Raw genomic sequence first — 20,353 nt, 5'->3', positions numbered from 1 at the left:
TGAGGAAAATCCGCCAAGCATCGTTGACCCACTCGCGCAGGCTGAGATTACGTTTCATGAACGACCGCCAGAACACCAGGCAAAGAAGCACCCCCAACCCGCTGGTCTCGGGCTGTCCTGCTGGGAGCTACCCGGCAGTGAGGGGGTGCGGTAAGGGAGTGCGCGAGTTAGCGCTCGCGCCTGGTCAGAACGCGGCTGCTCAACTCGACGATGCGGCGTGCAACTGCCATGTGGTGCCGATTGCTCTCGCCCGGAAACTTCGCGCGGCTTTGCTCGAAGAGTTCCTGGATGATGCTCTGCTCGCGCCTGGTCGGCGGCTTGCGTGAAGCGGTGAAGGCGACCACCACGCATGCGCAGTTGGTGTCGGGTTCTTTCGCCATCGATCGATTCCTTCTGAATGGGGAATCCGAATCGACAGACGGACACGCGGCGGCCTGCGTCAACGTGACGCAGGGTGATTGAGACGTTTCCGCCGACAGATTGGGCTGATTCTGCTGATGCGCTGCAACGCGGCAGTGCGCGCAGGCGCAGGTGGCGCAACGGGCCATGGGGGCTCCTTTGATAGTTGGAGCCCGCCACCGCGCTGTCAAACGAGGTGACGGACGGCGCAGGGTTGACAGACCGGTCAAAGGGCCGGCGCACCTTGCGGTGCCCCCACGCCGCCCGCCATAGACGAGCTGCGTTACGCATGCCCCGCGTCGCGGGCATGAAAAAAGCGCCGACATCGACGATGGGCGCTTCTTGCGCCTTTGAGCTGGGGCTGTCAAACCCACTGGTGCCCGCTTTATGGGGCACGAGATTAGGTTGCTCGCTAGCGAGGCCCGCTGTCAAGCGGTTCATGCCACCACCTCTCGCGCGGCCAACTCGGCGCGGATTTGATCGGCATCTTTGCCAGCGGTGTCGACATCGCCTGCCTGCATCACGGCGATTACTTCTGCCGTGTCCAGGCCCAGCCGTAGCATGCGTTGGTGCCATTCATTCAGCCGATCCTTACGCGTATCGCGACTCGTCTTGAGTGCTTTTCCAGTTGCGAAGTCGACGTCCCGACATGCAGCGCAAGCGTCGTTGCCTCGCCATCGAGTCGGAACGTCGGAATGCCAGCGCTCTGGTCGGCGCGCTTCGTAGTTGCCGCAGTCGCAGCGGGCAATCCAGACGCTAGGACCTTTGCCGCGTCCGGGGCGATACCAGTACAGCGCAGTCATGCGCCCAAAGCGGTAGCCCTTCCAGTCTCGGTCCCACACCGGCATCACGCCGACGACATCCGGCGGATAGCGCCAAGTGTGCGTCGCCGCGCCGACACCGCACGACGGGGGGGAGAAGCGCTCGCCGCGGAAGAACGCCACTCGGGCGGCGTCCTTGTTCACTGGTGTGGCGTTGCGCACCAGGCGGCTGATGGGGCTTTTCATTCGACGACTCCCATTGCCTTCGGCATGTCAGGCACATCCGTGCGCGATGAATCTGCGCCCGCTCTAGACAATTCCACGCCACATCTCGGCACCTTCGTATGGCATTCGTCGATCAGCGCTTCATACGCTGGTTGATTACCCAACCGAAGGAGCTTCACCGCTATGAATGCACAAGTCACATCCGCTCCCAACACTGCCGGCAAGGCAGCCTGGATCTGCCTCGCCATTGCTTGGGTCGCGTTTCTCGCGCCACTACCCCTAACCAGCTGGATTGTTGGCTGGCCGCTAAACGCTGTCGGATTTGTCCTGGCGATCGTTGCCATGTCAAAGCTCGGCGCACGCGCAGGCCTGTGGCCATTGATCGCGTCGCTGATCGTTTCGCCCGTCGTCTATTTCATTGGGCTTGCGCTGTTCGCGGGAGGTGTCGCGGCGACGGCGGCTAGCGCAAATGCACAGTTGGAGCAGCAGCGGACCGAAGTCATGGCGTCGGCGCCCGTGGCAGCGGTTTCCGCCTCCGATCTCTTCGAAAGTTACGACGCGAACGAAGTGGCCGCCGAAGCGCTGTACAAAGGCAAGCGCCTTGAAGTGCGCGGCAAGGTCGACGGAATCTACAAGGGATTTACTGATTCGTCCTACGTGAAACTGGAAGCCGGCGACAACTTCCACAGTGTTGATTTGTATGGCTTGGCCAATAACGTCGCCGCTGGCCTCAAGAAGGGCCAGATTGTCACTGCAGTCTGCACGGGCGGCGGGTTGATCGTGACCACCGTGAATCTCAAAGACTGCGTGCTCAAGTGATGAGTTGCGCGAGGGCATAGTCAGACCCTCCTCAAGGGCGCTACGGACGGCGTGGCGCCCTTTTCTTCGACAGCCACGTTGGTCAACCGCTGGTGCAGCTGCAGGCCCACGGTGAACAGCTCACCCAACTGGCGCAGCGCATGGGCGATGTAGGGCATGTCGCCCGCGTCGACTTTCCCGTCGGCGAAGATGGGCGCCAGCGCAGCAGCGACGTCGCCAACCTCCGTAAGCAACGCGGATAGCTCGCCGCCCTGCTGCGCGGGCGCCGTACTGGCGCGCGGATCCTTCACTGGCAGCAGACCACGACGAGCAGCCAGATCCTGCTCGCAGCGCTGCCGGTACGGCTGCGGCAACTCACCGACCCAGGCATCCTCGAGATCGGCCGGGAAGGTTTTCACAACGCCCTTGATCAAGCGATCTACGACGATGCCGTTGTGCTTCTTCGCAGCCAACGCAGTCGCCATCGTGTCACCCTGCTCTTTCAGGCCGACCACGCGATCTTCCGGAGCGACCGCACTCAAGTAGCGATCAGCTACGCGTTCCGAGAACGCAAGCACGTTGAGCGCGCGATCGCTCACGGCCTGACGTGTGTGGCGAAGCATCGTGCGCGAGCGCGGCTCGGTCTGGAGTTGAAAGTACGACATAGCAATCAGGTAGCCCATCGGGTGTTATGTGCATCGTGGGTCGGCACAGCAGCTTCAACCGGTGACACGCGGAACATTCGGCGCGACACAACGACCAATCCCCGCATCAGTTGATGCGCGGTCGTGTAGACAAACAACGCATCACGCAAACGCACGCACATTGCGCTGCGGTGAAAAGGTGCTCCGTGATAGGTTCCTGACGTCCTTACCATGGACAAACATCAGCAACGAATCACGGAGCGATTTGTGAAAGAGCACCAGCTACCTCTACCTCTACGAATTTCCCTACAACGCGCAATGCTGACGGCGTTGATTAGGACGCATCCTGACCCTCGAAAGCTGCGGGACGAATGGGATGAGATTGCGGCCGAGTTCCTTCTTGATGTCCGATACGAGATCGAAGGCCTAATGCTGTTTGGCGAGCCGGAAAGTCGTGCCGAAGCGTTCAAGGCAGTTGCAAACTTCACGGAAGAGCTTCGGATCGTGATCAGCTCGGCAATTGTCAAGCGAGACGCTGAACTGATGAATACGACTCCTCTGTCCGCACGTAGCCGTGGAGATTGAACATCGCCATGAGGCCCCCTCCCCCTACTACGGGACAACTGGCCATGAAACTTGACGCCGCACTGACGATCTTCTTTACCGCCGTGGCGGCACTATCCACGGCAACCAGCGCGTGGCTAGCGCTGCGAAATAGCATGACGTTGCGAGTGAACTGGACCCATCGCAGGGAAGATGGCGCTGTTCGCGTGAACGTTCGGGTCTCGCCTGATCCACAGCAGGACACTGTGTTTCTCAAGGCAGTAGGAAAGAGAGGCACGAAGCTTCACCCCTGGTCCATCGAGGTGAACGATCGGGGCGCAGGTGTGTATGAACTGGCTGGAGCGCAATCGGGTTGCGAGCTCGGCTGGTTCTCGCCCAGGGAGGAAGGCCCTAAGTCCTTCGATCTGTTCTTGCGTACCACACCCAACTCAGACACCAATGCACGGATCTCGTTGATCGCCTCGACGAGCCGATTCCCATGGCGCGTCAGGAGGACGCTGACGATCACCAACATCAGTGCCGAGAAGCAGATGAGCGCATTTCCAATCGCCTGACTCACGCCGCCTCCGCTTTGTCTGGGGCCGCTTCACCCACGCTCTTTAGGGGACTTAGAATGAAGAAAGAAGAAGCCGAGCTCGTTGCCGCCAACATCGCCACGCTTGAACGCTTGATCGCTCTGACGCAAGGCAGGCTCAGGGCAATGGAGTGCTTGTTGAATGTGCTCATTTCGACGCACCCCGACCCCGCCAAATTGAACAGGCTGTGGAACTCAAACGTCTTAGCGTTCGTCGATAGATGGATGGAATCCGAGAGCTTTCAGAACGAGCGCTTCCGGCATGGCTTTCAATGCACCGCGGCGAATTGGTCGCATCTGATAGAAGCGCACGCTCAAGGTGAGTGAGGCTGGCAAGAGATCGGCGCAGATCGGCAATGCGCCGATCCTCGTTGGCGGCCCTGTGATTCGCTGACATCACGCCGCCTCCGCCTTATCGGCCGGAGCCGGCGCGGGGCCGAAGATGTCGGGCCGCAGCATCGCCAGCTTTAGCGCCTGCTTTTCGGGAATCGGCTCGCCAGGTTGCCACTGGGAGATCGCCTGACCAGAAATTCGGAGTGCCTGCGCCAGCGCCTTGACACTCCCGTATGCGGCGACCGCGTCTTCTTTGATGACATTGATGTCCATGGACCAGAAGAGTAAGCGCACTTACATTCAAATTGCAAGCGCACTTTCTACTCGCGCAGGTAAGCTGGCTTACATGAGCGAACTGAAAGACCGAGCGATCGAAGCGCGCCTTGCGGCCGGCGTTGACAATGCGGCGGAGTGGGCGAGGCGTATTGGGGTGAAGCCCGCTGCCATCTATCAGATTGAAAGCGGTAAAACCCGGTCCCTGAAGGCTGGAACGCTTGCTCAGATGGCAAAACTAAGCGGCCTCGATCCCGAGTACATCCGTACCGGTCGAATCGGAAGCACACCGGAGCCAAGTTCTCACCCGGGCGACCTGGCCTTGATAGATTTAGAACTCTTTCTGTACGCGGACGAAATGGTCCGGCACGAGGAGCTGATGCAGGGCGCCGCGTTTGCTGGGAATGAGCGTCTAATGCGACTGATCGCTATGTACAACCTAGCGGTCGAGAATGGCGGCAAAGTCCCCAGGGATAAGCTCCTAGAGATCACGAATGCCGCGTACGCGCGCAACCCCGTAGCCAGAGAGGCTCCCCATGAGAGAACCCTCGAGGCCTCCGGAACCAAGCCCGTCAGATAGGCGGACCTCGGAGGCTTGTCCAGTAGTGGATTTCCCGCGAAGGAAGACGGGCGAAGCCCCTCTTACGGATGCGGAGATCCGGGCGGTGCGCGACATTCTTGCGCATTGCCCAGCTAGTCCCCTGCATGAGAGAAATAGATAGCCAGCCCCCTGCTCTCTCGATTTCAAGGCCCGCTCACCGCGGGCCTTTTGTTTATAAATGCAAGCTGAACACATGTAAGCTCACTTACATTTCAGCTTGCGCATATAAGTAAGTCTGCTTACATTTACTCCGTCGCCCACGCATCGGGCATCAGACGGAGCCAGCAATGTCCCTCTCCTACGAGCTGATCGACGGCCAGACCGGCCACGCGGTCGCCAGCTACCCCACCCTTCGCATTGCCTGCAGCGCGGCTGATCGCCGGAACGCTGCGCACGGTGGCATCCGATTCACCGTCGAGGCGGTGCTGGCATGAACGCCATCAACTACAGCCGCATGCCGGGCGCTGGTGACTGCTCGCCGTCGCTGGCCGCTGAGCGCGCGGAGCTGGCCCGCGAGGCCGCTTGGGAAGCGTTCGAAGCATGGGAAGACACCCGCACCGACGGCCAGCAGGTCGACGACTTCGTCACCTTCCTGGACGCTCGCGGCCTGTTCCAGCAGTTCCGTGAGTGGCAGTTCGAGACTCGGTTCAAGGCGGTGCGCTCGTGAGCGCCGTCATGAAGCCGGAGGCGGAGCTCTTCCCGCGCACCTGGTTCCTGTGCACCGACTCGCAGGGCTACGAAACCATCAAGCACTCGCCCGAGGCGGTGGATCGGTTCGTCAAGCATTGGACCGAGACGTTCCCCAAGGGTCTGCCGATCACGGTTCGTGAGCTGCGCGAGGTGGCGCCGTGAGCATGCGCGAACGCCTCGCCATGGCCGCGTGCTACGCGCTGGTCTTCGTTGTGCTCCCCGCCGCGATCTACTTCCTGCCATCGCTGCATCTCGGCGGTGCGCAGTGAAGATCCTGCTCGCGCTTTCGATCCTGGTCATCGCCGCCGGCGCACTGACGCTCGTGGTCTACACGTGGTTCCTGCTGCTGCCCGAGGAACCCGACCCAGACATCTTCCCGTTCGAAGACATGGACCCGGAAGCGTTCCAGTCGCTCGACAACACGCGGCGCGCTCGCGTCTTGTCCGAGACCGGACACCTGCCTCCCAGCACTGTCGAACTTCACAGGCCCGCGAACCATCGCGCGTCCGAGGACTGCCAATGATCGCTACCGCTGATGCCGCCGTCCTCCTTGCGCTGCTGTTCCTCGTCGCTGCGATTCGATGGGCCGCCGCGCGACACAAGCGCAAACGCCGCCACTGATCCCCTGGCGAGCTGCGGCGCCCCGGCGCTCCCCCTCCTTGCGCCGGCCCCCGCTCCACCGCCCGAACCGCAGCCGGGCACCTATTCCCCCACTTTGCGAGAACACCGTGCGCACCATCGATATGCAGGACGCGAACTCGTCCCAGATCCACAGCATCGGCCACGACGCCGAGACAAACACGCTCGCCATTCGCTTCTTCCGCGGCTTCGGTCGCGACCAGCTCGCCGGCCCGCTCTATCACTACGCGAACTTCACCGTCGCCGACTTCGAAGCGTTCAAGGGCGCCGAGAGTCTTGGCCGTCACTTCGGCACGCACATCAAGCCGTTCGCGGACCGTCACCCCTTCACGCGCATCGACGAAGAGACGGTCTCCGACACCACTTTCCACGCCGTCATGGAACAGATGGAAGCCCAATGAACGCAATTGCACGCACCCCGAAGCGCGAGGGAGCACTGGTCACAGGCGAGCAGGCAGAGGCCATCCGCCGCGCGATGAAATCGAGTCTCTATCCCGGCGCTAACGAGGACTCGATCGACATGGTGCTGGCGTACTGCCAGGCCGCCGGCCTCGACCCCATGACGAAGCCCGTCCACATCGTACCGATGAAGGTCAGCACCGGTCGCAAGGACGAACGCGGATACGACATCAAGGAAGACCGCGACGTCGTCATGCCCGGCATCGGCCTCTACCGCATCAACGCCGCACGCACTGGCCAGTACGCCGGCTGCAGCGAGCCCGAGTTCGGCCCCACCTGCACCATGGAGGTAAACCGGGAGGTATGGGAAGACGGCGCGAACGGTCGCCGCCAGAAGCGACTCGTTCCCACGACCTTCCAGTACCCGGAGTGGTGCCGCGTCACGGTGCGCAAGCTGCTCGGTAGCCAAGTGGTTGAGTTCTCCGCGAAGGAGTACTGGATCGAAAACTACGCCAGCAAGGGCGACGGCGGCCCGAACGCCATGTGGGAGAAGCGCGCCTTCGGGCAGCTGGCGAAGTGCACCGAGGCCCAGGCGCTGCGCAAGGCCTTCCCTGAGGCGGTCGGTTCACAGCCGACGGCCGAAGAGATGGAAGGCAAGGACGTGATCGAGGTCCAGGCCTCGCGCGTTTCGACGGCCAGCACAACGCCGGCGATCGCACAGGAGCTGCCGCTTTACTCCGAGGCTGACTTCGCAGCGAACCTACCGAAGTGGTGGCACCTCATCACCAGCGGCAGAAAGAATGCCGATGACCTGATCGCGATGCTGCAGACGAAGGCGCGATTCACGGTCGGCCAGCTGAAGGAGATCCGGAACCCGCCGAAGGAAGGCGACGAGGTCGGCAAAGACGGCGGCACGGAGGGTCAGGCATGAAGATCGTCCAGCTCATCCAGGGCACACCGGAGTGGCACGCTCACCGCGCCCAGCACTTCAACGCCAGTGACGCGCCGGCGATGCTCGGATGCAGCCAGTACAAGACGCGCTCCGAGCTGCTGCGTGAGACCGCAACCGGCATCAGCGCCGAAATCGACGACGCGACGCAGGCACGCTTCGACCGCGGCCACCGCGCCGAGGCGCTGGCGCGGCCGCTCGCCGAGAAGATCATCGGCCAGGACCTGTACCCGTGCGTGGGCGTGGCGGACGACAGCCCGCACTCCGCCAGCTTCGACGGCCTGACCCTCATGGAGGACGAGGCCTTTGAGCATAAGGCGTTGAACGATGTCCTGCGCGCGGCGATGTTCGAAGGCTGCACCGGCGCCGATCTGCCGAAGCAATACCGCGTCCAGATGGAGCAGCAACTGCTGGTCTCCGGCGGCGACCGCGTGCTGTTCATGGCATCGAAGTGGAACAGCGTCGACGATCTGGTCGATGAGCGGCACTGCTGGTACTACCCAGACCAGGAGCTACGCGCCGAGATCCTCGCCGGTTGGGAGCAGTTCGCTGCCGACGTCGCCGCCTATCGGTCGGAGCCGGCTGCGGCGCTGGCACCAGAGGGGCGCGCGCCGGACCAACTGCCGGCGCTGAGCATCCAGGTCACCGGCATGGTGACGGCCAGCAATCTCGCAGACTTCAAGACGAATGCGCTGGCAGTGCTCGGAAGCATCAACCGCGACCTGCAAACCGATGAGGACTTCGCCAACGCCAAGCAGACCGTGAAGTGGTGCAAGGGCGTCGAGGAGCGTCTGGAAGCGACGAAGCAACAGGTCCTAGGCCAGACGGCCGACATCGATGCGGTCTTCCGCACAATGGACGAGGTCAGCGCCGAGACGCGGCGAGTCCGCCTAGAGATCGAGAAGCTGCTCGCGCGCGAGGAGCAAACCCGTCGCGCCGACATAGTCAACGCGGGCGTGATGGAGGTACGAGAGCACTACGTCACCATCAATACGACGATGGGGGAGCACGCCCTGGGAGTTCCGGCATCCCTTGCAACTGAAATTGGGGCGGCCATCAAGGGAAAGAAGTCGCTGAGCAGCATCAGCGACGCCGTCGACAGTTCAGTCGCGTCGGCCAAGATCGCCGCTAGCCAGCAGGCGGAGCGGGTGCGTGCATGCATCGCTGTGCTCCTTGAACAGGCGAGCGGCCACGAGTCGCTATTCCCCGATCGCGTGGCCCTTTGCTCGAGCAAGACACCGGAAGACCTGCGCAACCTTATCGCCGCGCGCATCGCGGAGCACTGCACAGCGCAGGCGAAGCTGACGGAGCGAGCGCCAGCCGCTGCCGCTGCCGCTGCGTGCACTGCGCCTGCAGCACCTGCAGCTCTTGCCAGCACCTGCAGCGCCGCGGCCGCCCCCTCCGGAGCCCGCATCAAGCTCGGCGACATCAATGCCCGGATCGGACCGATGTCGATCACTGCCGACGGACTCGCGTCCATGGGCTTCCATCCGGTCGGTACCGAGCGCGCCGCCAAGCTGTATTCCGCAGCGGCATTCCCCGCCATCTGCGCCGCCCTGACCCGCGTGATCGCGCAGGCATCCGAACAGCACGCGGCGCAGCAGCAAGCCGCCTAAGTCATCTCCGTAGCCAAAGGAGGTAACCCCAGTGAAAAGCAAACCGCTCCGAAGTCGGATGCAGGATGGCTCTCATGAACTGCGCTGACGAGCTAGAGAATGCCTTGCAAGCTGTCGACCTTGAGGAATGCCGCCGCGCTTCGTCAGGGCGAAAAGCCGCCCTCCAGGCTGACGCGCGCGAGAAGGGGGAGGCGGTTGTCACGGATGACATGGTTGATGCCTACCTGCTAACCCAGCGTCGCGTCATCGAGTCAGAGGACTGCCGGCCGAATGCTGGTGGCTATCACCGTGACGCAGTTCGCGACGCTTGCAGGGCTGGTCTTGTTGCCGCCCTCGCAACCCAGCCGGCGCAGGCATCTGAGTCGCTGGAAGAATGGTCGCTCCGAATGGCCGCCAAAGAGGAAGGTCAAGTCACCACTGCTGGCAGCTTTGGCTTAGACCGCACCCAGCCTCAGCCGGTGACACGCGCAGGCTGGAAGGTTGAGCCGGTGGCGTGGGACGAGTCGCGAGGCTTCGACGTCTGGTGGCGCGAGAACGTGGCACCAGGAACGATCATCAGCAGCCCGGACTGGTGGGCGGTTCGCATCCGCCGCCAGTTCAATGCCGAACGCGCACGGCAAAGCTTGAACGTTGGCGACCGCGTGATTTGGGGGGATGTCTATGGGACCAATTTTCCGGGCGTAGTGACAAAGGTCGATTCGACCAGGAAGTACGGGATACAGCTTGACGATGGCTGTGTCGTGACGAATGTGCCTGAGCGGTGTATCGCCGCACTGGACCAGCGAGGGGGTGGAGATGGCAACTGAGCGCGATCCGTACCGACGCCGCGGCGATCAAATGGACCTGCCGGAAAGCATGACGTGCGCCGACTGCATCCACTGTCCGAAGTGCGTGGCGTTGTTCGGACACATCCCGGCCGACGAATCCTGCGACTGGAGCCCGTCACGGTTTATCCCTGCAGTCCCGAAGCCGGCCGCGTACGTCGGCAGATTCGGAGGCTGCGACCGTCTGTTGGCTGGCAATAGGCTTGCCACCAAGGAGCAGTAGAAGTGAAGTTGCTTTCTGCTCATGCGTGGTTGGACAAGTACTTCGCCGAAGAAAGTCGGCCAGCAGAGATCACCCTGCAGCGCTGGCTTCGCCAAGGAAAGATCCCCGGGAAGAAGGTGGGCGGCACCTGGTATGTCGACGAGCACGCTTGGCTGGCCGAGGGGGATGACCTGGTCCAACGAGTATTGGAGGCAGGCTGAAATGATGGGACGTTCGCGATCGCGGAGCCGCATTGGGTGGCCGCCGAACCTCTACCCGAACAAGGCCGGCTTCAAGTACCGCCACCCAGTCACTCGCAAAGAGGTCTGGATGGGTAGCGACAAGGCCAAGGCGTTCGCCGCGGCCAAGAAGCTCAATGCCATGCTGATTCCTGCGAATGACCTGGTCGCCCGGGTCATGGGCACCGAGAGGACCATCGCCGATGCGATCAAGGTCTTTCGAGAGGACGACATCCCGGGAAGGAAGTGGGCACCTAAGACCGCCGAGGTCTACGAGAGCGTCATCCGCCGCATCGAGGCGAACCTGGGCGAGCGCCAGCTGGCCAGCCTTACCGTGAAGGACTGCGCCGAGTTCATGCGGACGGTCACTACGTCAGCTCGAGCTAGGCAACAGTTTCGCCTGGTGCTTGGGTGGATTCTGGCCTGCGCGCTGCAAGAGGGATGGATCGACGACAACCCGGCGCTGTCGACACGAAAGTTCACGCACGAACGCCAGCGCGAGCGACTGACGATCGAGACCTATCGGGCGATATGGAAGAAGGCTCCGGACTGGGTGCGCAACGCAATGGACCTGTCGCTGCTCACGCTACTGCGTCGTGAGGACGTGGTGTCACTTCGGTTCGCCGACGTGCGCGACGGCGCGCTATGGGTCGTGCCGTCCAAGACCGAAGGGACGTCCGGGGTTCGGCTCAAAATTGCTGTCAGCGCGGAGCTGGACGAACTGCTGGGGCGCTGCCGCGATGCCGTCGTGTCGCCGTTCCTGGTGCACCGCCTCCCGGTCAAGGCCAGGCCGCAGCAGCTACGCGCCAAGGACCGCAGCCACCACACGCAGGTGCTGCCGGAGCAGCTGTCTCGCGCGTTCGCTGATGCCCGTGATGAGGCGGGCATCAAGATCGAAAACCCGCCGACCTTCCACGAGATCCGGAGCCTAGGCGGCGCGCTACTGCAGGAAGCGGGGTGGACCTTGCAGCAGGTCCAGGCGCTGATGGGGCACTCCAGTGAAAGCATGACGCAGCGATACCTTGATGGCCATGATCAGCCTTGGTGTCATGTCTCGACTGGGATTGAGCTCCCGGGGGCCGAACGAACGAGCTAGCGAGGCCTAAGCTTGAGGATTAGTTCTTCTGTGTGCAGTCTCGCATCGCGACTTCTGGCGTTCCCCCCCATCGTCGACATCCGAGACGAGATCTTCTCTTCCTCAATCGTGAAGTGCTTAGAAGCAGTTCCTACCACGGACGATCCACTCAAGCCGTTCGAAGCATCGTGAACAGGGAAGGTGACTACGGCGCCTGCCCCAACTTTCGCCAGCTGCGCAAACAGCCTATCTAGAGCAATGCCCGATTGCGACTTGATGCTGAAATCGGATTTTGGCCGCAGTTCCGGCGGGGGGTAGCGACCTTCCCCTTCCACCTGAACATACTGTCCCAACGAGATTGTCTCCAGGACATGATAGAAACGACTGTAATGGACAGCGGAGTATGGTGGATCGATAAACGCCAGATCCCCTTCGCGCAGCACACTCGCCACATCAACGGCATCACCTTGAACCACACTTCCAACGGTCTTCGCGCACTGCTGAGCTAAGGCAATGTACGCCTTTCTCAGCTCAGTCCCGATTGACTTCTGCCAAGCCTCGATCAGAAATCGTCCCGCCGTTTCATTCGGCTTGAACGACTGAGCAGTATGTCCTGGCGCCGCAGCGATCCTGCTAGCCGCTTGGATCAGAGCTGCAAGGCATACGGATCGAGCATCTTTCCGATCAGGCAATGTTGCGCGAAGCGCGTCAATAACCAGCGCCTGCAGCGCACTGAAGTAGTAACCACCATACGCCCTTTGAACAGGCGAACAGTCTGCGGACTCGCAAAGTAGACGCGCTTCACCAGCCGCGACTGCGGCACCCATGCTAGCAATCTCAGTTTGCAGCCTATCGGCGGCGTGATACGTCAGATTCTCCCGAGCCCGGACCCGTGCTCGGTCAATCCAGTGTTCGTAGATGTTGTCGTCCTTCAGCGGAGCATCGCGTGCTACTACCGCTTCGGCCAAACATACCGCATAGCACTGAAGGTCGGAGGCAATGACTGGCTTTGACCACCTTGTAGCGGCGTACCATGCAACAACACCGGAACCCGTGAACAAATCAACGAAGCGCTGGGACTTTGGAACCTCTGAGCTCAGCACTTCACCTAGTCCATTAGTGAGCATGGCGCGCTTTGAACCCATGTACTTCAAGCGCAGATCCCCCAGAGTGCGATACGTTCCGCTTCTCCCAACCGTGGGATTCCGTTCACCGGCCCTTCTGACCAGGTGTAATGTGAAAAGGCGGTGCGATCGGCATCCCGTAGCCCCTTTACATCGGAAATCGCCTGCGCAATGTCGTCCCACAGCTCCTGCATGTCGGCAAGCGCTGCTCCGGGAGCCCAGAAGCCCCGTGACTCGCCGTGCTCGGTGAACCAGAACGCCAAGTCGCGATGAGGTTGAATTCCGGCATCGAACAACGCGCGGCTAACCATTGCTGTGGCAGATCGCAGCAACAAGCCCGCGCGAGACACCATCTCGAATGCGGTGGGCGTAGCCGAATTTTGCCTGGCCGACTGGATGATCATTGCATCGTCGGGCTCGCTTTGCCTCGTGAGGAATTCAAGCGTGATCACAGCTTGTACAGCTGGATCCAAATTCCCATATCGATTGGTCAAATCTTCTCGGCGTGCATTCACATCGACCGGATTGGCCCCAGTGAAAACCTCGTACTGCTTTTCGACCATCAACCTAAAGAGATGGCGGTCAAGCGAGTGGAATGGGTCGCCAGCAGGCTCGAAGTTCGACCAAAACTCTGCCACGAAATCTACAATTTCGTTGACGGGCTTCCGCTGCGGTGACAGTGCTTGCGGCGTGTAGCTTGAATGGTTGCGGGCGATCTTGTCGGTCATTCCCAGCCTGAGGTCAGCCCCCCAAGCAAGGATCAGATCAAAGGCGAGCGGTCGGCTACTGGAGCCTGGCCAAAGAGATGAAATCGAATCCTCGAACGACACGCCACGAATCGACATGGCGGAGCCGATTTCAGACCCGGCCACAGCTGATCTGGTCCAATGTTCCAATGCAAGCCATGCCATTACGTGCGTCCCAAGGGTTCGTGACGCGTGATCCACCCTCTTGACAGTCCCGCGGGCATCAACAATGCAATTGAAGTAGTTGAAAACTCCGATGCCTGCAGCACTCAGAATAGAGAGCGAAGCACGCAATTCTGCGTAGTAGGCAAAATGGCGAGCCGCATGCATATCACCCGCTATGAGGCTATTCAAAGCGCGCGCAAGAAATCCCCATCCGTCGATACAGTGATTCGGGCCGGACACAGCAATTAGGTCGACTAGGTCAGCTCGGGTCGTCACCCTATTCCACTTCGGGACGTCACCATCAGGAATTGAGTGTGTCGGCGCCAACCATGCGCCGTGCCCGGGACTTTGAAGACTGGAAAGCGCCTGCAGTACTGCACCGCGATCCGCTTGGTCGAGTCCGTTCTCTTCAGTCGGATTTAGAGTTGGCATCTCAAACGACCTACCCGCCAGCCCGGAGCAAACCGCTTGCCATTTGCCCGATGTCGTCATCACGCTTAGACAACCACATGAGCAGATCTGATCTTAGCGCCGCATAGCCACCGCTTCCGCGGAAAGCTCGCCTCTTGAGCTTTTCATCGTAAGTCAGCCCGCTCGCATCGGCAGACCGCCAATCATATGTAGCGAGCGCAGAGGCCAAAGACTCCATGAAACCCCTAAACGGCTGATTAGCTAGACTATCCAAGGCGTGGGTGATTTCATCGATGCTGGTTGTGGATCCTCGGCTATCGTCAGTCTCCCAGTCTTGGAGCCCAAGCGACTCTGCTTGGTCAAACAGAATTTCGTTGGACACGCTAAGCAGCCCGCGGATCCCTTGCTCTTGGTTGAGCATGGTCTGAGGCCCCCGAAACGCGGGGTCGGGAACATCCTCTGGGATGAGATTTGACTGGACCTTGCCGTGCAAACGCAATTGTTCGGTCCACGTGTCGTTGCTATGTGCAACTGCTTGTTCGCATAGTTGCCACAGTTTGATTAGGAACGCAGCTTGTTGCGGTCTAGTCCACGGGAGCGGGCCGACTGTGTCGGAAAGGGCGCAGCCGAACAAACCTTTGGCTCCCTTACCCCGGCCGCTAGCCAAGAAGGTACTAGAAAGCGCCCGAATCCAACCCGCTTGCGTTGCGCCACCGACGCCGCGCTCACCAAGCATGTTGATCCGCTTGTGCCACGGACTATCAGGATGGCTATACAGAAACTCAGTTAGCTCCTGGGCCCTCGCCTCTCTGTACACATTGCTTTCTTGGAACTTTTCCAGCCAGTCCTGAGAGCGCAGCAGTGGATACAGATCGAATGCGTGGCTCGGGTTGATCTTCTTCGGAGAGACGTTGATGGACCAAAAGAGATAAGCCTGCCAACCAATATCAAGGCCATGGAATGCAACCACGGGAAGCTCAAAGTCTCCCGGCAGCTCGGCTCCATCGAACGCGTAAAGTCGATGCTGTCCGTCAATCACTTCTATCGGAGCCAGCTCCGACGGCGCCCATGTTCCGCCGGAGAAGCTTGATGGAAGCTCGATTTGGGAAATGGACCCATCGGTGTCACTTATCCGAACGAGATCTTCGTTTGCGACTTTGCGACCGCGGCGGGTGTCTCCTTCAGTAAGAACGTTCACGACGATTGCCGTCGGTAGCCAGCCAGGCTTACGCAAATCCTCAGAGTCGAAGCTCTTGCGCCGAGCGGCACTCATTTCAGAATAGGGGTAGCCGTTCTGGACGAATTCACGAATGCGGACTGAACGATCCTTGTCGTGGCCACGTTGAATACCAGATGCCACACCATCTTCACGGCTGCGCCTGAACACACCGCTTAGCGCGCGGAGCTCAGCCGCGGGCATGCTCAAAAGATAGATGGATGGCGATGGCTTTCGCCGGAACTCGTTCTCGCTGAACTGAAGTGTGTCCCAGTCCTTCAGCCACTGAGTGAATCGCAACGCTTGCCGCTCTTTCGCCGCCATGCCTTATCCCCGGAACTTCCTGTGCGCTCATGCTAGGCGGCCGGGCGATTTGGCTCAATGACCCACATGGCCGATAACGCCTGGTCTATCGACTCAGTTCTTTATAGGGTGGAATTAGGGTGGAAATAGGGTGTAGGGCCAACTCACCTACACCTAACTCATTGAAAGATTGGTCGGGACGGCCGGATTTGAACCGACGACCCTCTGCCCCCCAGGCAGATGCGCTACCAGGCTGCGCTACGCCCCGACGTGTATTGCGATCTCCGCCTTGCGGCGGGCGGCAAGTATAGCCGCTTGTTGCCTTGTCCGGCCATCCATCTGGCCGCGAACCTGCAAGGTGCCGCGTATCAGCGGCGCAGCAGCGTGAGGACCTCTTCGAGCTCCATCCGCACCTGCTTGATGATCTGCGAGCTCAGCGCGGACTCGTCCTTGGCCGATTCGCCTTCCAGGCGCAGGCGGGCGCCGCCGATGGTGTAGCCCTGTTCGTACAGCAGGCCGCGGATCTGCCGGACCATCAGCACCTCGTGGCGCTGGTAGTAGCGGCGGTTGCCGCGACGCTTGACCGGGTTGAGCATCGGGAACTCGGTCTCCCAGTAGCGCAGCACGTGCGGCTTGACGTCGCACAGCTCGCTGACTTCACCGATGGTGAAGTAGCGTTTCGCCGGGATGGGCGGAAGTTCACGATTGCTGCCGGGATCAAGCATGCTTCACTCCTGCGCGCTTCACGTCTGCCTGCTTCACGTCGGTCTGATCAACGCCGCTGTACGCCTCCACCCGTTCCTTGAGCTTCTGGCCGGGACGGAAGGTCACCACGGTGCGCGCGGAGATCGGAATCTCCTCGCCGGTCTTCGGGTTGCGACCCGGCCGCTGGTTCTTGCGGCGCAGGTCGAAATTGCCGAAACCCGACAGCTTCACCTGGCGGCCCTGCTCCAGCGCCTCGCGAAGGGCGTCGAAGAAGGAATCGACGAATTCCTTCGCCTCGCGCTTGTTCAGCCCGACTTCGTCGAACAGGCGCTCGGCCATCTCAGCTTTGGTCAGTGCCATCTTTTTTCCTTCAACCTCAGCCCCGGATCACCGCACCGTGTTCGCGCTGCAGGGCTTCTGTCACCGAAGCCACCGTTGCGTCTACCTCACGGTCAGTGAGCGTGCGCGATTCATCCTGCAGAATCAAGCCCATAGCAAGACTTTTGAAACCCGGTTCCACGCCCTTGCCCTGGTATTTGTCGAACAGGACGAGGTCGCGAAGAACGGTGCCGGCGGCCCGACGAACGGTGGCCGAGACGGCGCCCCAAGTGACCGGTTCAGCTACGACGAACGCCAGGTCGCGGCGCACCGACGGGTACTTCGACAGCGCCCCGGCCTTGGCCACTGCGCGCCTGAACAGCGGCTCCAGATCGAGCTCGAATGCCACCACGTCGACGTCGAGGTCCAGCGAGCGCTGCAGGCGCGGATGCAACTGGCCGATCCAGCCCAGGTACACACCATCGCGGTAGACGTCGGCGGAGCGGCCCGGGTGCGCCCAGGCGGGGTGCGACGGGCGGTACTCGAGGTTGGCACCGGCCAGCGCGGCCAGGCTGTCCAGATCGCCGCGCAGGTCGTGGAAACCGGCCGGACGGGCGGTCGTCGCCCACTGCTCGGCGGTCGCTTCGCCGCAGATGGCGGCGGCGATTCGCGGCGTCTCGCGCGGTGCATCACTACCATTTGCGCTGAAGACATTGCCCAGCTCGAACAGGCGCACGCGCGGCTGCTGGCGCACGGTGTTGCGTGCCAGCGCCGCGACCAGTCCCGGCAGCAGGGCCGTGCGCATCACGCCGAGCTCGGCGCTCAGCGGGTTGGCCAGCTGCACCGCGCCATCGGCCTTGCCCCACTTCGCCAGCAGGTCGGCGTCGACGAAGGCGTAGTTGACCGCTTCCAGGTAGTCGCGCGACGCCATCTGGCGACGGGCGCTGGAATCCTCGACGCGGGTTTCGCTCGGCGCAACCAGGCGCGCGGCGCCGGACGGCAGCGTCGTCGGGATCTTGTCGTAACCGTGGATGCGCGCGATTTCCTCGATCAGGTCTTCTTCGATCGCGAGGTCGAAGCGGCGGCTCGGCGGAACGACGCGCCAGCCCTCGGCGATGTTCTCGACCGACAGGCCGAGCGCACGCAGGATGCGCTCGACTTCGGCATCGGCGACCTGCAGGCCCAGCACGCGCGCAAGGCGCGCGCGGCGCAGCGTGATCGGCTGCGACGGCTGCAGGTGTTCGGGCAATACGGCTTCGATGATCGGGCCAGTGACGCCGCCGGCGATGTCGAGGATCAGCTTCGTCGCGTACTCGACTGCAATGCGCGGCAGCTCCGGATCGACACCACGCTCGAAACGATGGCCGGCGTCGGTGTGCATGCCGAGCTTGCGACTGCGGCCGATGATCGCCGACGGCACCCAGTGCGCGGCTTCGAGGAAGACGCTGCGGGTGCTATCGGTCACGCGGGTATCAAAGCCGCCCATGATGCCGCCCAGCGCGACGGCACGCGCGCCATGGCCGCCGCGGCTGTCGGCGACGACGAGGAACTCCTCGTCGAGCGCAACCGTGCGGCCGTCGAGCAGCTTGAGCTCTTCGCCCGCACGCGCCGGACGCACGACGACGGCGCCTTCCAGCGTCGCCTTGTCGAAGGCGTGCATCGGCTGGCCGAGTTCAAGCATCACGTACTGGGTGACGTCGACGAGGAAGCTGATCGGACGCACGCCGCTGCGGCGCAGGCGTTCGGCCATCCATGCCGGCGTCGCCACGGTGGCATCGACGTTGTCGATGACGCGGCCGACGAAGCGGGGCACGCGGGCGCCGGCCTGCAGTTCGACGGCCATGGTCGCATCGCTCTGCGCTGCCACCGGCGTGGTGTCGAACTCACGCACTTCGCTGGTGAGTGCGGCCGCGACGTCGTAAGCGATGCCGCGCACGCTGAAGCAGTCGGCGCGGTTGGGCGTGAGCTTGATCTCGATGCTGGCATCGGGAAGGCCGAGGTACTGCGCGAGCGGCGCACCCACCGGCGCATCGACCGGCAACTCGAGCAGGCCCGAGGCATCGGGATCCACGCCCAGTTCCTTGGCCGAGCACAGCATTCCCGACGACTCGACGCCACGCAGCTTGGCAGCCTTGATGGCGATGCCGCCGGGCAGGTTCGCGCCGACCATCGCCAGCGGTGCCTTCAGGCCCGGGCGTGCGTTGGGCGCGCCGCAGACGATCTGCACGGTGCCGTTGCCGGTGTCGACCTGGCAGACCTGCAGGCGGTCGGCTTCGGGATGTTTTTCGGCGCTGACGATGTGGCCGACGACGACGCCGTCGAGCGATTCGCCCAGCGCGGTCACTTCCTCGACTTCCAGGCCGATCGCGGTCAGCGTCGCGGCGAGTTCGTCGCGCGTCGCGGTGGTCGGCACATGCTGTCGCAGCCAGTTTTCGGAGAATTTCATTTGCGGCAATAACCCGAGGATTCTGCTTCGTCATCCCGGCGAACGCCGGGACCCATTTTGCTGTTGCGCTTACGCGAACTGCTTCAGGAAGCGCACGTCGTTGTCGAAGAAGCTGCGCAGGTCGTCAACGCCGTAACGCAGCATCGCGAAGCGCTCCACGCCCAGGCCGAAGGCATAGCCGGTGTACTTCTCCGGATCGATGCCGACGTTGCGCAGCACGTTCGGGTGGACCATGCCGCAGCCGAGCACTTCCAGCCAGCGGGTCGAACCGTCGGGCTGCTGCCAGGCGATGTCGACTTCGGCGGACGGCTCGGTGAAGGGGAAGTAGCTCGGGCGGAAACGCATCTCGAAATCGCGCTCGAAGAACGCGCGCACGAACTCGGCCAGCGTGCCCTTGAGGTCGGCGAAGCTGGCGTGCTCGTCGACGAGCAGGCCTTCGCACTGGTGGAACATCGGCGTGTGGGTCTGGTCGCTGTCGCTGCGGTAGACCTTGCCCAGCGCGATCATGCGCAGCGGCGGTCGGGTGTCCTGCATGTAGCGCACCTGCACACCGGAGGTGTGCGTGCGCAGCAGGCGGCCGTCGCCGAAGTAGAAGGTGTCGTGCATGGCCCGCGCCGGATGGTGCGGCGGGAAGTTCAGGGCCTCGAAGTTGTGCCAGTCGTCCTCGATCTCGGGACCGTTGCTGAGCTCGAAGCCCAGGCGGCCGAAGATCTCGGCGATGCGCTCCATGGTGCGACTGACCGGATGCAGGCCGCCGCGACCGGCGTTGATGCCCGGCAGGGTGACGTCGATGCTCTCGGAGGCCAGGCGCGCATCGAGCGCGGCGTCATCGAGCACGCGCTTGCGCTCGCCCAGGGCTTCGGTCAGCGCGTCACGCGCGCGGTTGATGGCCTCGCCGGCGCTCTTGCGCTGGTCGGCGGGCAGTGCGCCCAGCTGCTTGAGCTGCGCGGTGACGCTGCCCTGCTTGCCCAGCAGCGCGACGCGCAACGCCTCGACGGCGTCGGGCGTGTCGGCGGCGGCGATGTCGCCCAGCGCCTGCTGCGTCAGTGATTCGATTCCACTCATGTGCCAGCAACCCCTCGGACAAAAAGCATCGTCCAAAACGAAACATGGG

The 20,353-nt window shown here is 62.3% G+C and carries 26 protein-coding genes and 1 tRNA gene; 15 read left to right on the top strand and 12 right to left on the bottom strand.

Annotated elements, in window-relative coordinates; genetic code table 11:
- Positions 1–167: 167 nt before the first annotated feature.
- Complete coding sequence (locus ACFOPO_RS16405; protein ID WP_386704595.1) at positions 168–380, bottom strand: hypothetical protein; 213 nt, start codon at positions 378–380, stop codon at positions 168–170.
- 456 nt (positions 381–836) lie between these two features.
- Positions 837–1,406, bottom strand: coding sequence for a hypothetical protein (locus ACFOPO_RS16400; RefSeq protein WP_386704594.1), 570 nt, complete (start codon positions 1,404–1,406; stop codon positions 837–839).
- A 162-nt stretch (positions 1,407–1,568) separates the two neighbouring features.
- Here ACFOPO_RS16400 and ACFOPO_RS16395 point away from each other — a divergent pair, with 162 nt between their 5' ends.
- Positions 1,569–2,204 (top strand): hypothetical protein, encoded by a 636-nt coding sequence (locus tag ACFOPO_RS16395; protein WP_386704592.1) that lies wholly within the window; start codon positions 1,569–1,571, stop codon positions 2,202–2,204.
- A 20-nt stretch (positions 2,205–2,224) separates the two neighbouring features.
- On the opposite strand, the gene ACFOPO_RS16390 is transcribed toward ACFOPO_RS16395, so the two are convergent.
- Positions 2,225–2,866 (bottom strand): hypothetical protein, encoded by a 642-nt coding sequence (locus ACFOPO_RS16390; RefSeq protein WP_386704590.1) that lies wholly within the window; start codon positions 2,864–2,866, stop codon positions 2,225–2,227.
- Between the two features lie 228 nt (positions 2,867–3,094).
- Between ACFOPO_RS16390 and ACFOPO_RS16385 the strand changes: the two genes are divergently transcribed.
- Genes ACFOPO_RS16385 through ACFOPO_RS16375 form a run of 3 tightly spaced genes read left to right on the top strand, consistent with a single transcriptional unit; the run spans position 3,095 to position 4,292 of the window.
- Entirely contained in the window at positions 3,095–3,412 is a 318-nt protein-coding gene (locus ACFOPO_RS16385) for a hypothetical protein (protein ID WP_386704589.1), read from the top strand.
- A 44-nt stretch (positions 3,413–3,456) separates the two neighbouring features.
- On the top strand, positions 3,457–3,945 hold the full coding sequence (locus ACFOPO_RS16380; protein WP_386704587.1) for a hypothetical protein: 489 nt from the start codon (positions 3,457–3,459) through the stop codon (positions 3,943–3,945).
- A 59-nt stretch (positions 3,946–4,004) separates the two neighbouring features.
- The gene (locus tag ACFOPO_RS16375; protein ID WP_386704586.1) at positions 4,005–4,292 is read left to right on the top strand and encodes a hypothetical protein; all 288 of its coding nucleotides are present in this window, start codon (positions 4,005–4,007) and stop codon (positions 4,290–4,292) included.
- Between the two features lie 69 nt (positions 4,293–4,361).
- Here the strand turns inward: ACFOPO_RS16375 and ACFOPO_RS16370 are convergent, their stop codons facing one another.
- A complete protein-coding gene (locus ACFOPO_RS16370; RefSeq protein WP_386704585.1) occupies positions 4,362–4,571 on the bottom strand; it encodes a Cro/CI family transcriptional regulator in 210 nt (69 codons plus the stop codon).
- Positions 4,572–4,644: 73 nt separating this feature from the next.
- Here ACFOPO_RS16370 and ACFOPO_RS16365 point away from each other — a divergent pair, with 73 nt between their 5' ends.
- The 11 genes from ACFOPO_RS16365 (at position 4,645) to ACFOPO_RS16315 (ending at position 11,826) form a co-directional block, all read left to right on the top strand.
- On the top strand, positions 4,645–5,151 hold the full coding sequence (locus ACFOPO_RS16365; RefSeq protein WP_386704584.1) for a helix-turn-helix domain-containing protein: 507 nt from the start codon (positions 4,645–4,647) through the stop codon (positions 5,149–5,151).
- A gap of 308 nt (positions 5,152–5,459) precedes the next feature.
- Positions 5,460–5,606: a hypothetical protein gene (locus tag ACFOPO_RS16360; protein WP_386704582.1), complete on the top strand. Its 147-nt coding sequence runs from the start codon at positions 5,460–5,462 to the stop codon at positions 5,604–5,606.
- Positions 5,603–5,839: a hypothetical protein gene (locus ACFOPO_RS16355; RefSeq protein ID WP_386704581.1), complete on the top strand. Its 237-nt coding sequence runs from the start codon at positions 5,603–5,605 to the stop codon at positions 5,837–5,839. The genes ACFOPO_RS16360 and ACFOPO_RS16355 overlap by 4 nt, the downstream gene beginning before the upstream one ends.
- Positions 5,836–6,024 carry a hypothetical protein gene (locus tag ACFOPO_RS16350; protein WP_386704580.1) on the top strand — a complete coding sequence of 63 codons (189 nt, stop codon included), beginning with the start codon at positions 5,836–5,838 and terminating at the stop codon, positions 6,022–6,024. The genes ACFOPO_RS16355 and ACFOPO_RS16350 overlap by 4 nt, the downstream gene beginning before the upstream one ends.
- A 103-nt stretch (positions 6,025–6,127) precedes the next feature.
- Positions 6,128–6,385: a hypothetical protein gene (locus tag ACFOPO_RS16345; protein ID WP_386704579.1), complete on the top strand. Its 258-nt coding sequence runs from the start codon at positions 6,128–6,130 to the stop codon at positions 6,383–6,385.
- 205 nt (positions 6,386–6,590) lie between these two features.
- Positions 6,591–6,902 (top strand): KTSC domain-containing protein, encoded by a 312-nt coding sequence (locus tag ACFOPO_RS16340; protein ID WP_386704578.1) that lies wholly within the window; start codon positions 6,591–6,593, stop codon positions 6,900–6,902.
- On the top strand, positions 6,899–7,831 hold the full coding sequence (gene bet / locus ACFOPO_RS16335) for a phage recombination protein Bet (RefSeq protein ID WP_386704577.1): 933 nt from the start codon (positions 6,899–6,901) through the stop codon (positions 7,829–7,831). Before ACFOPO_RS16340 ends, bet begins: the two co-directional genes overlap by 4 nt.
- On the top strand, positions 7,828–9,465 hold the full coding sequence (locus tag ACFOPO_RS16330) for a lambda-exonuclease family protein (protein WP_386704576.1): 1,638 nt from the start codon (positions 7,828–7,830) through the stop codon (positions 9,463–9,465). The genes bet and ACFOPO_RS16330 overlap by 4 nt, the downstream gene beginning before the upstream one ends.
- Positions 9,466–9,539: 74 nt before the next feature.
- Positions 9,540–10,271 carry a hypothetical protein gene (locus tag ACFOPO_RS16325; RefSeq protein WP_386704575.1) on the top strand — a complete coding sequence of 244 codons (732 nt, stop codon included), beginning with the start codon at positions 9,540–9,542 and terminating at the stop codon, positions 10,269–10,271.
- 243 nt (positions 10,272–10,514) lie between these two features.
- A complete protein-coding gene (locus ACFOPO_RS16320; RefSeq protein ID WP_386704574.1) occupies positions 10,515–10,712 on the top strand; it encodes a hypothetical protein in 198 nt (65 codons plus the stop codon).
- The gene (locus tag ACFOPO_RS16315) at positions 10,678–11,826 is read left to right on the top strand and encodes a tyrosine-type recombinase/integrase (protein ID WP_386704573.1); all 1,149 of its coding nucleotides are present in this window, start codon (positions 10,678–10,680) and stop codon (positions 11,824–11,826) included. Before ACFOPO_RS16320 ends, ACFOPO_RS16315 begins: the two co-directional genes overlap by 35 nt.
- On the opposite strand, the gene ACFOPO_RS16310 is transcribed toward ACFOPO_RS16315, so the two are convergent.
- The 8 genes from ACFOPO_RS16310 to pheS form a co-directional block, all read right to left on the bottom strand.
- Positions 11,823–12,950 (bottom strand): DNA adenine methylase, encoded by a 1,128-nt coding sequence (locus tag ACFOPO_RS16310; RefSeq protein WP_386704747.1) that lies wholly within the window; start codon positions 12,948–12,950, stop codon positions 11,823–11,825. The two genes, ACFOPO_RS16315 and ACFOPO_RS16310, sit on opposite strands and share 4 nt — an antisense overlap.
- 5 nt (positions 12,951–12,955) lie before the next feature.
- Positions 12,956–13,840 (bottom strand): hypothetical protein, encoded by an 885-nt coding sequence (locus ACFOPO_RS16305; RefSeq protein ID WP_386704572.1) that lies wholly within the window; start codon positions 13,838–13,840, stop codon positions 12,956–12,958.
- 442 nt (positions 13,841–14,282) lie between these two features.
- Positions 14,283–15,791 (bottom strand): DGQHR domain-containing protein, encoded by a 1,509-nt coding sequence (locus ACFOPO_RS16300; protein ID WP_386704571.1) that lies wholly within the window; start codon positions 15,789–15,791, stop codon positions 14,283–14,285.
- A 170-nt stretch (positions 15,792–15,961) separates the two neighbouring features.
- Positions 15,962–16,038 (bottom strand) — tRNA-Pro (locus tag ACFOPO_RS16295).
- A gap of 100 nt (positions 16,039–16,138) precedes the next feature.
- Positions 16,139–16,495, bottom strand: a complete 357-nt coding sequence (locus ACFOPO_RS16290) for a MerR family transcriptional regulator (protein ID WP_158733140.1) — start codon at positions 16,493–16,495, stop codon at positions 16,139–16,141.
- Positions 16,488–16,835 (bottom strand): integration host factor subunit alpha, encoded by a 348-nt coding sequence (locus ACFOPO_RS16285; protein WP_386704570.1) that lies wholly within the window; start codon positions 16,833–16,835, stop codon positions 16,488–16,490. Before ACFOPO_RS16285 ends, ACFOPO_RS16290 begins: the two co-directional genes overlap by 8 nt.
- 16 nt (positions 16,836–16,851) lie before the next feature.
- Complete coding sequence (gene pheT, locus ACFOPO_RS16280; protein WP_386704568.1) at positions 16,852–19,239, bottom strand: phenylalanine--tRNA ligase subunit beta; 2,388 nt, start codon at positions 19,237–19,239, stop codon at positions 16,852–16,854.
- 69 nt (positions 19,240–19,308) lie between these two features.
- The gene (pheS, locus tag ACFOPO_RS16275) at positions 19,309–20,304 is read right to left on the bottom strand and encodes a phenylalanine--tRNA ligase subunit alpha (RefSeq protein ID WP_386704566.1); all 996 of its coding nucleotides are present in this window, start codon (positions 20,302–20,304) and stop codon (positions 19,309–19,311) included.
- Positions 20,305–20,353 lie beyond the last annotated feature (49 nt).

This window comes from Lysobacter sp. GCM10012299 (genome assembly GCF_042649405.1).
GTDB lineage: Bacteria > Pseudomonadota > Gammaproteobacteria > Xanthomonadales > Xanthomonadaceae > Lysobacter_J.
The sequence above is the reverse complement of the archived record's forward strand: the minus strand, read 5'-3'. Positions and strand labels throughout refer to the sequence as shown.

Coding starts and splice junctions, on each gene's coding strand:
- ACFOPO_RS16405 (WP_386704595.1), bottom strand. CDS start 380: ATGGCGAAAGAACCCGACACCAACTGCGCATGCGTGGTGGTCGCCTTC.
- ACFOPO_RS16400 (WP_386704594.1), bottom strand. CDS start 1,406: ATGAAAAGCCCCATCAGCCGCCTGGTGCGCAACGCCACACCAGTGAAC.
- ACFOPO_RS16395 (WP_386704592.1), top strand. CDS start 1,569: ATGAATGCACAAGTCACATCCGCTCCCAACACTGCCGGCAAGGCAGCC.
- ACFOPO_RS16390 (WP_386704590.1), bottom strand. CDS start 2,866: ATGGGCTACCTGATTGCTATGTCGTACTTTCAACTCCAGACCGAGCCG.
- ACFOPO_RS16380 (WP_386704587.1), top strand. CDS start 3,457: ATGAAACTTGACGCCGCACTGACGATCTTCTTTACCGCCGTGGCGGCA.
- ACFOPO_RS16375 (WP_386704586.1), top strand. CDS start 4,005: ATGAAGAAAGAAGAAGCCGAGCTCGTTGCCGCCAACATCGCCACGCTT.
- ACFOPO_RS16370 (WP_386704585.1), bottom strand. CDS start 4,571: ATGGACATCAATGTCATCAAAGAAGACGCGGTCGCCGCATACGGGAGT.
- ACFOPO_RS16365 (WP_386704584.1), top strand. CDS start 4,645: ATGAGCGAACTGAAAGACCGAGCGATCGAAGCGCGCCTTGCGGCCGGC.
- ACFOPO_RS16360 (WP_386704582.1), top strand. CDS start 5,460: ATGTCCCTCTCCTACGAGCTGATCGACGGCCAGACCGGCCACGCGGTC.
- ACFOPO_RS16355 (WP_386704581.1), top strand. CDS start 5,603: ATGAACGCCATCAACTACAGCCGCATGCCGGGCGCTGGTGACTGCTCG.
- bet (WP_386704577.1), top strand. CDS start 6,899: ATGAACGCAATTGCACGCACCCCGAAGCGCGAGGGAGCACTGGTCACA.
- ACFOPO_RS16330 (WP_386704576.1), top strand. CDS start 7,828: ATGAAGATCGTCCAGCTCATCCAGGGCACACCGGAGTGGCACGCTCAC.
- ACFOPO_RS16325 (WP_386704575.1), top strand. CDS start 9,540: ATGAACTGCGCTGACGAGCTAGAGAATGCCTTGCAAGCTGTCGACCTT.
- ACFOPO_RS16315 (WP_386704573.1), top strand. CDS start 10,678: ATGACCTGGTCCAACGAGTATTGGAGGCAGGCTGAAATGATGGGACGT.
- ACFOPO_RS16310 (WP_386704747.1), bottom strand. CDS start 12,950: ATGGGTTCAAAGCGCGCCATGCTCACTAATGGACTAGGTGAAGTGCTG.
- ACFOPO_RS16305 (WP_386704572.1), bottom strand. CDS start 13,840: ATGGCATGGCTTGCATTGGAACATTGGACCAGATCAGCTGTGGCCGGG.
- ACFOPO_RS16300 (WP_386704571.1), bottom strand. CDS start 15,791: ATGGCGGCGAAAGAGCGGCAAGCGTTGCGATTCACTCAGTGGCTGAAG.
- ACFOPO_RS16290 (WP_158733140.1), bottom strand. CDS start 16,495: ATGCTTGATCCCGGCAGCAATCGTGAACTTCCGCCCATCCCGGCGAAA.
- ACFOPO_RS16285 (WP_386704570.1), bottom strand. CDS start 16,835: ATGGCACTGACCAAAGCTGAGATGGCCGAGCGCCTGTTCGACGAAGTC.
- pheT (WP_386704568.1), bottom strand. CDS start 19,239: ATGAAATTCTCCGAAAACTGGCTGCGACAGCATGTGCCGACCACCGCG.
- pheS (WP_386704566.1), bottom strand. CDS start 20,304: ATGAGTGGAATCGAATCACTGACGCAGCAGGCGCTGGGCGACATCGCC.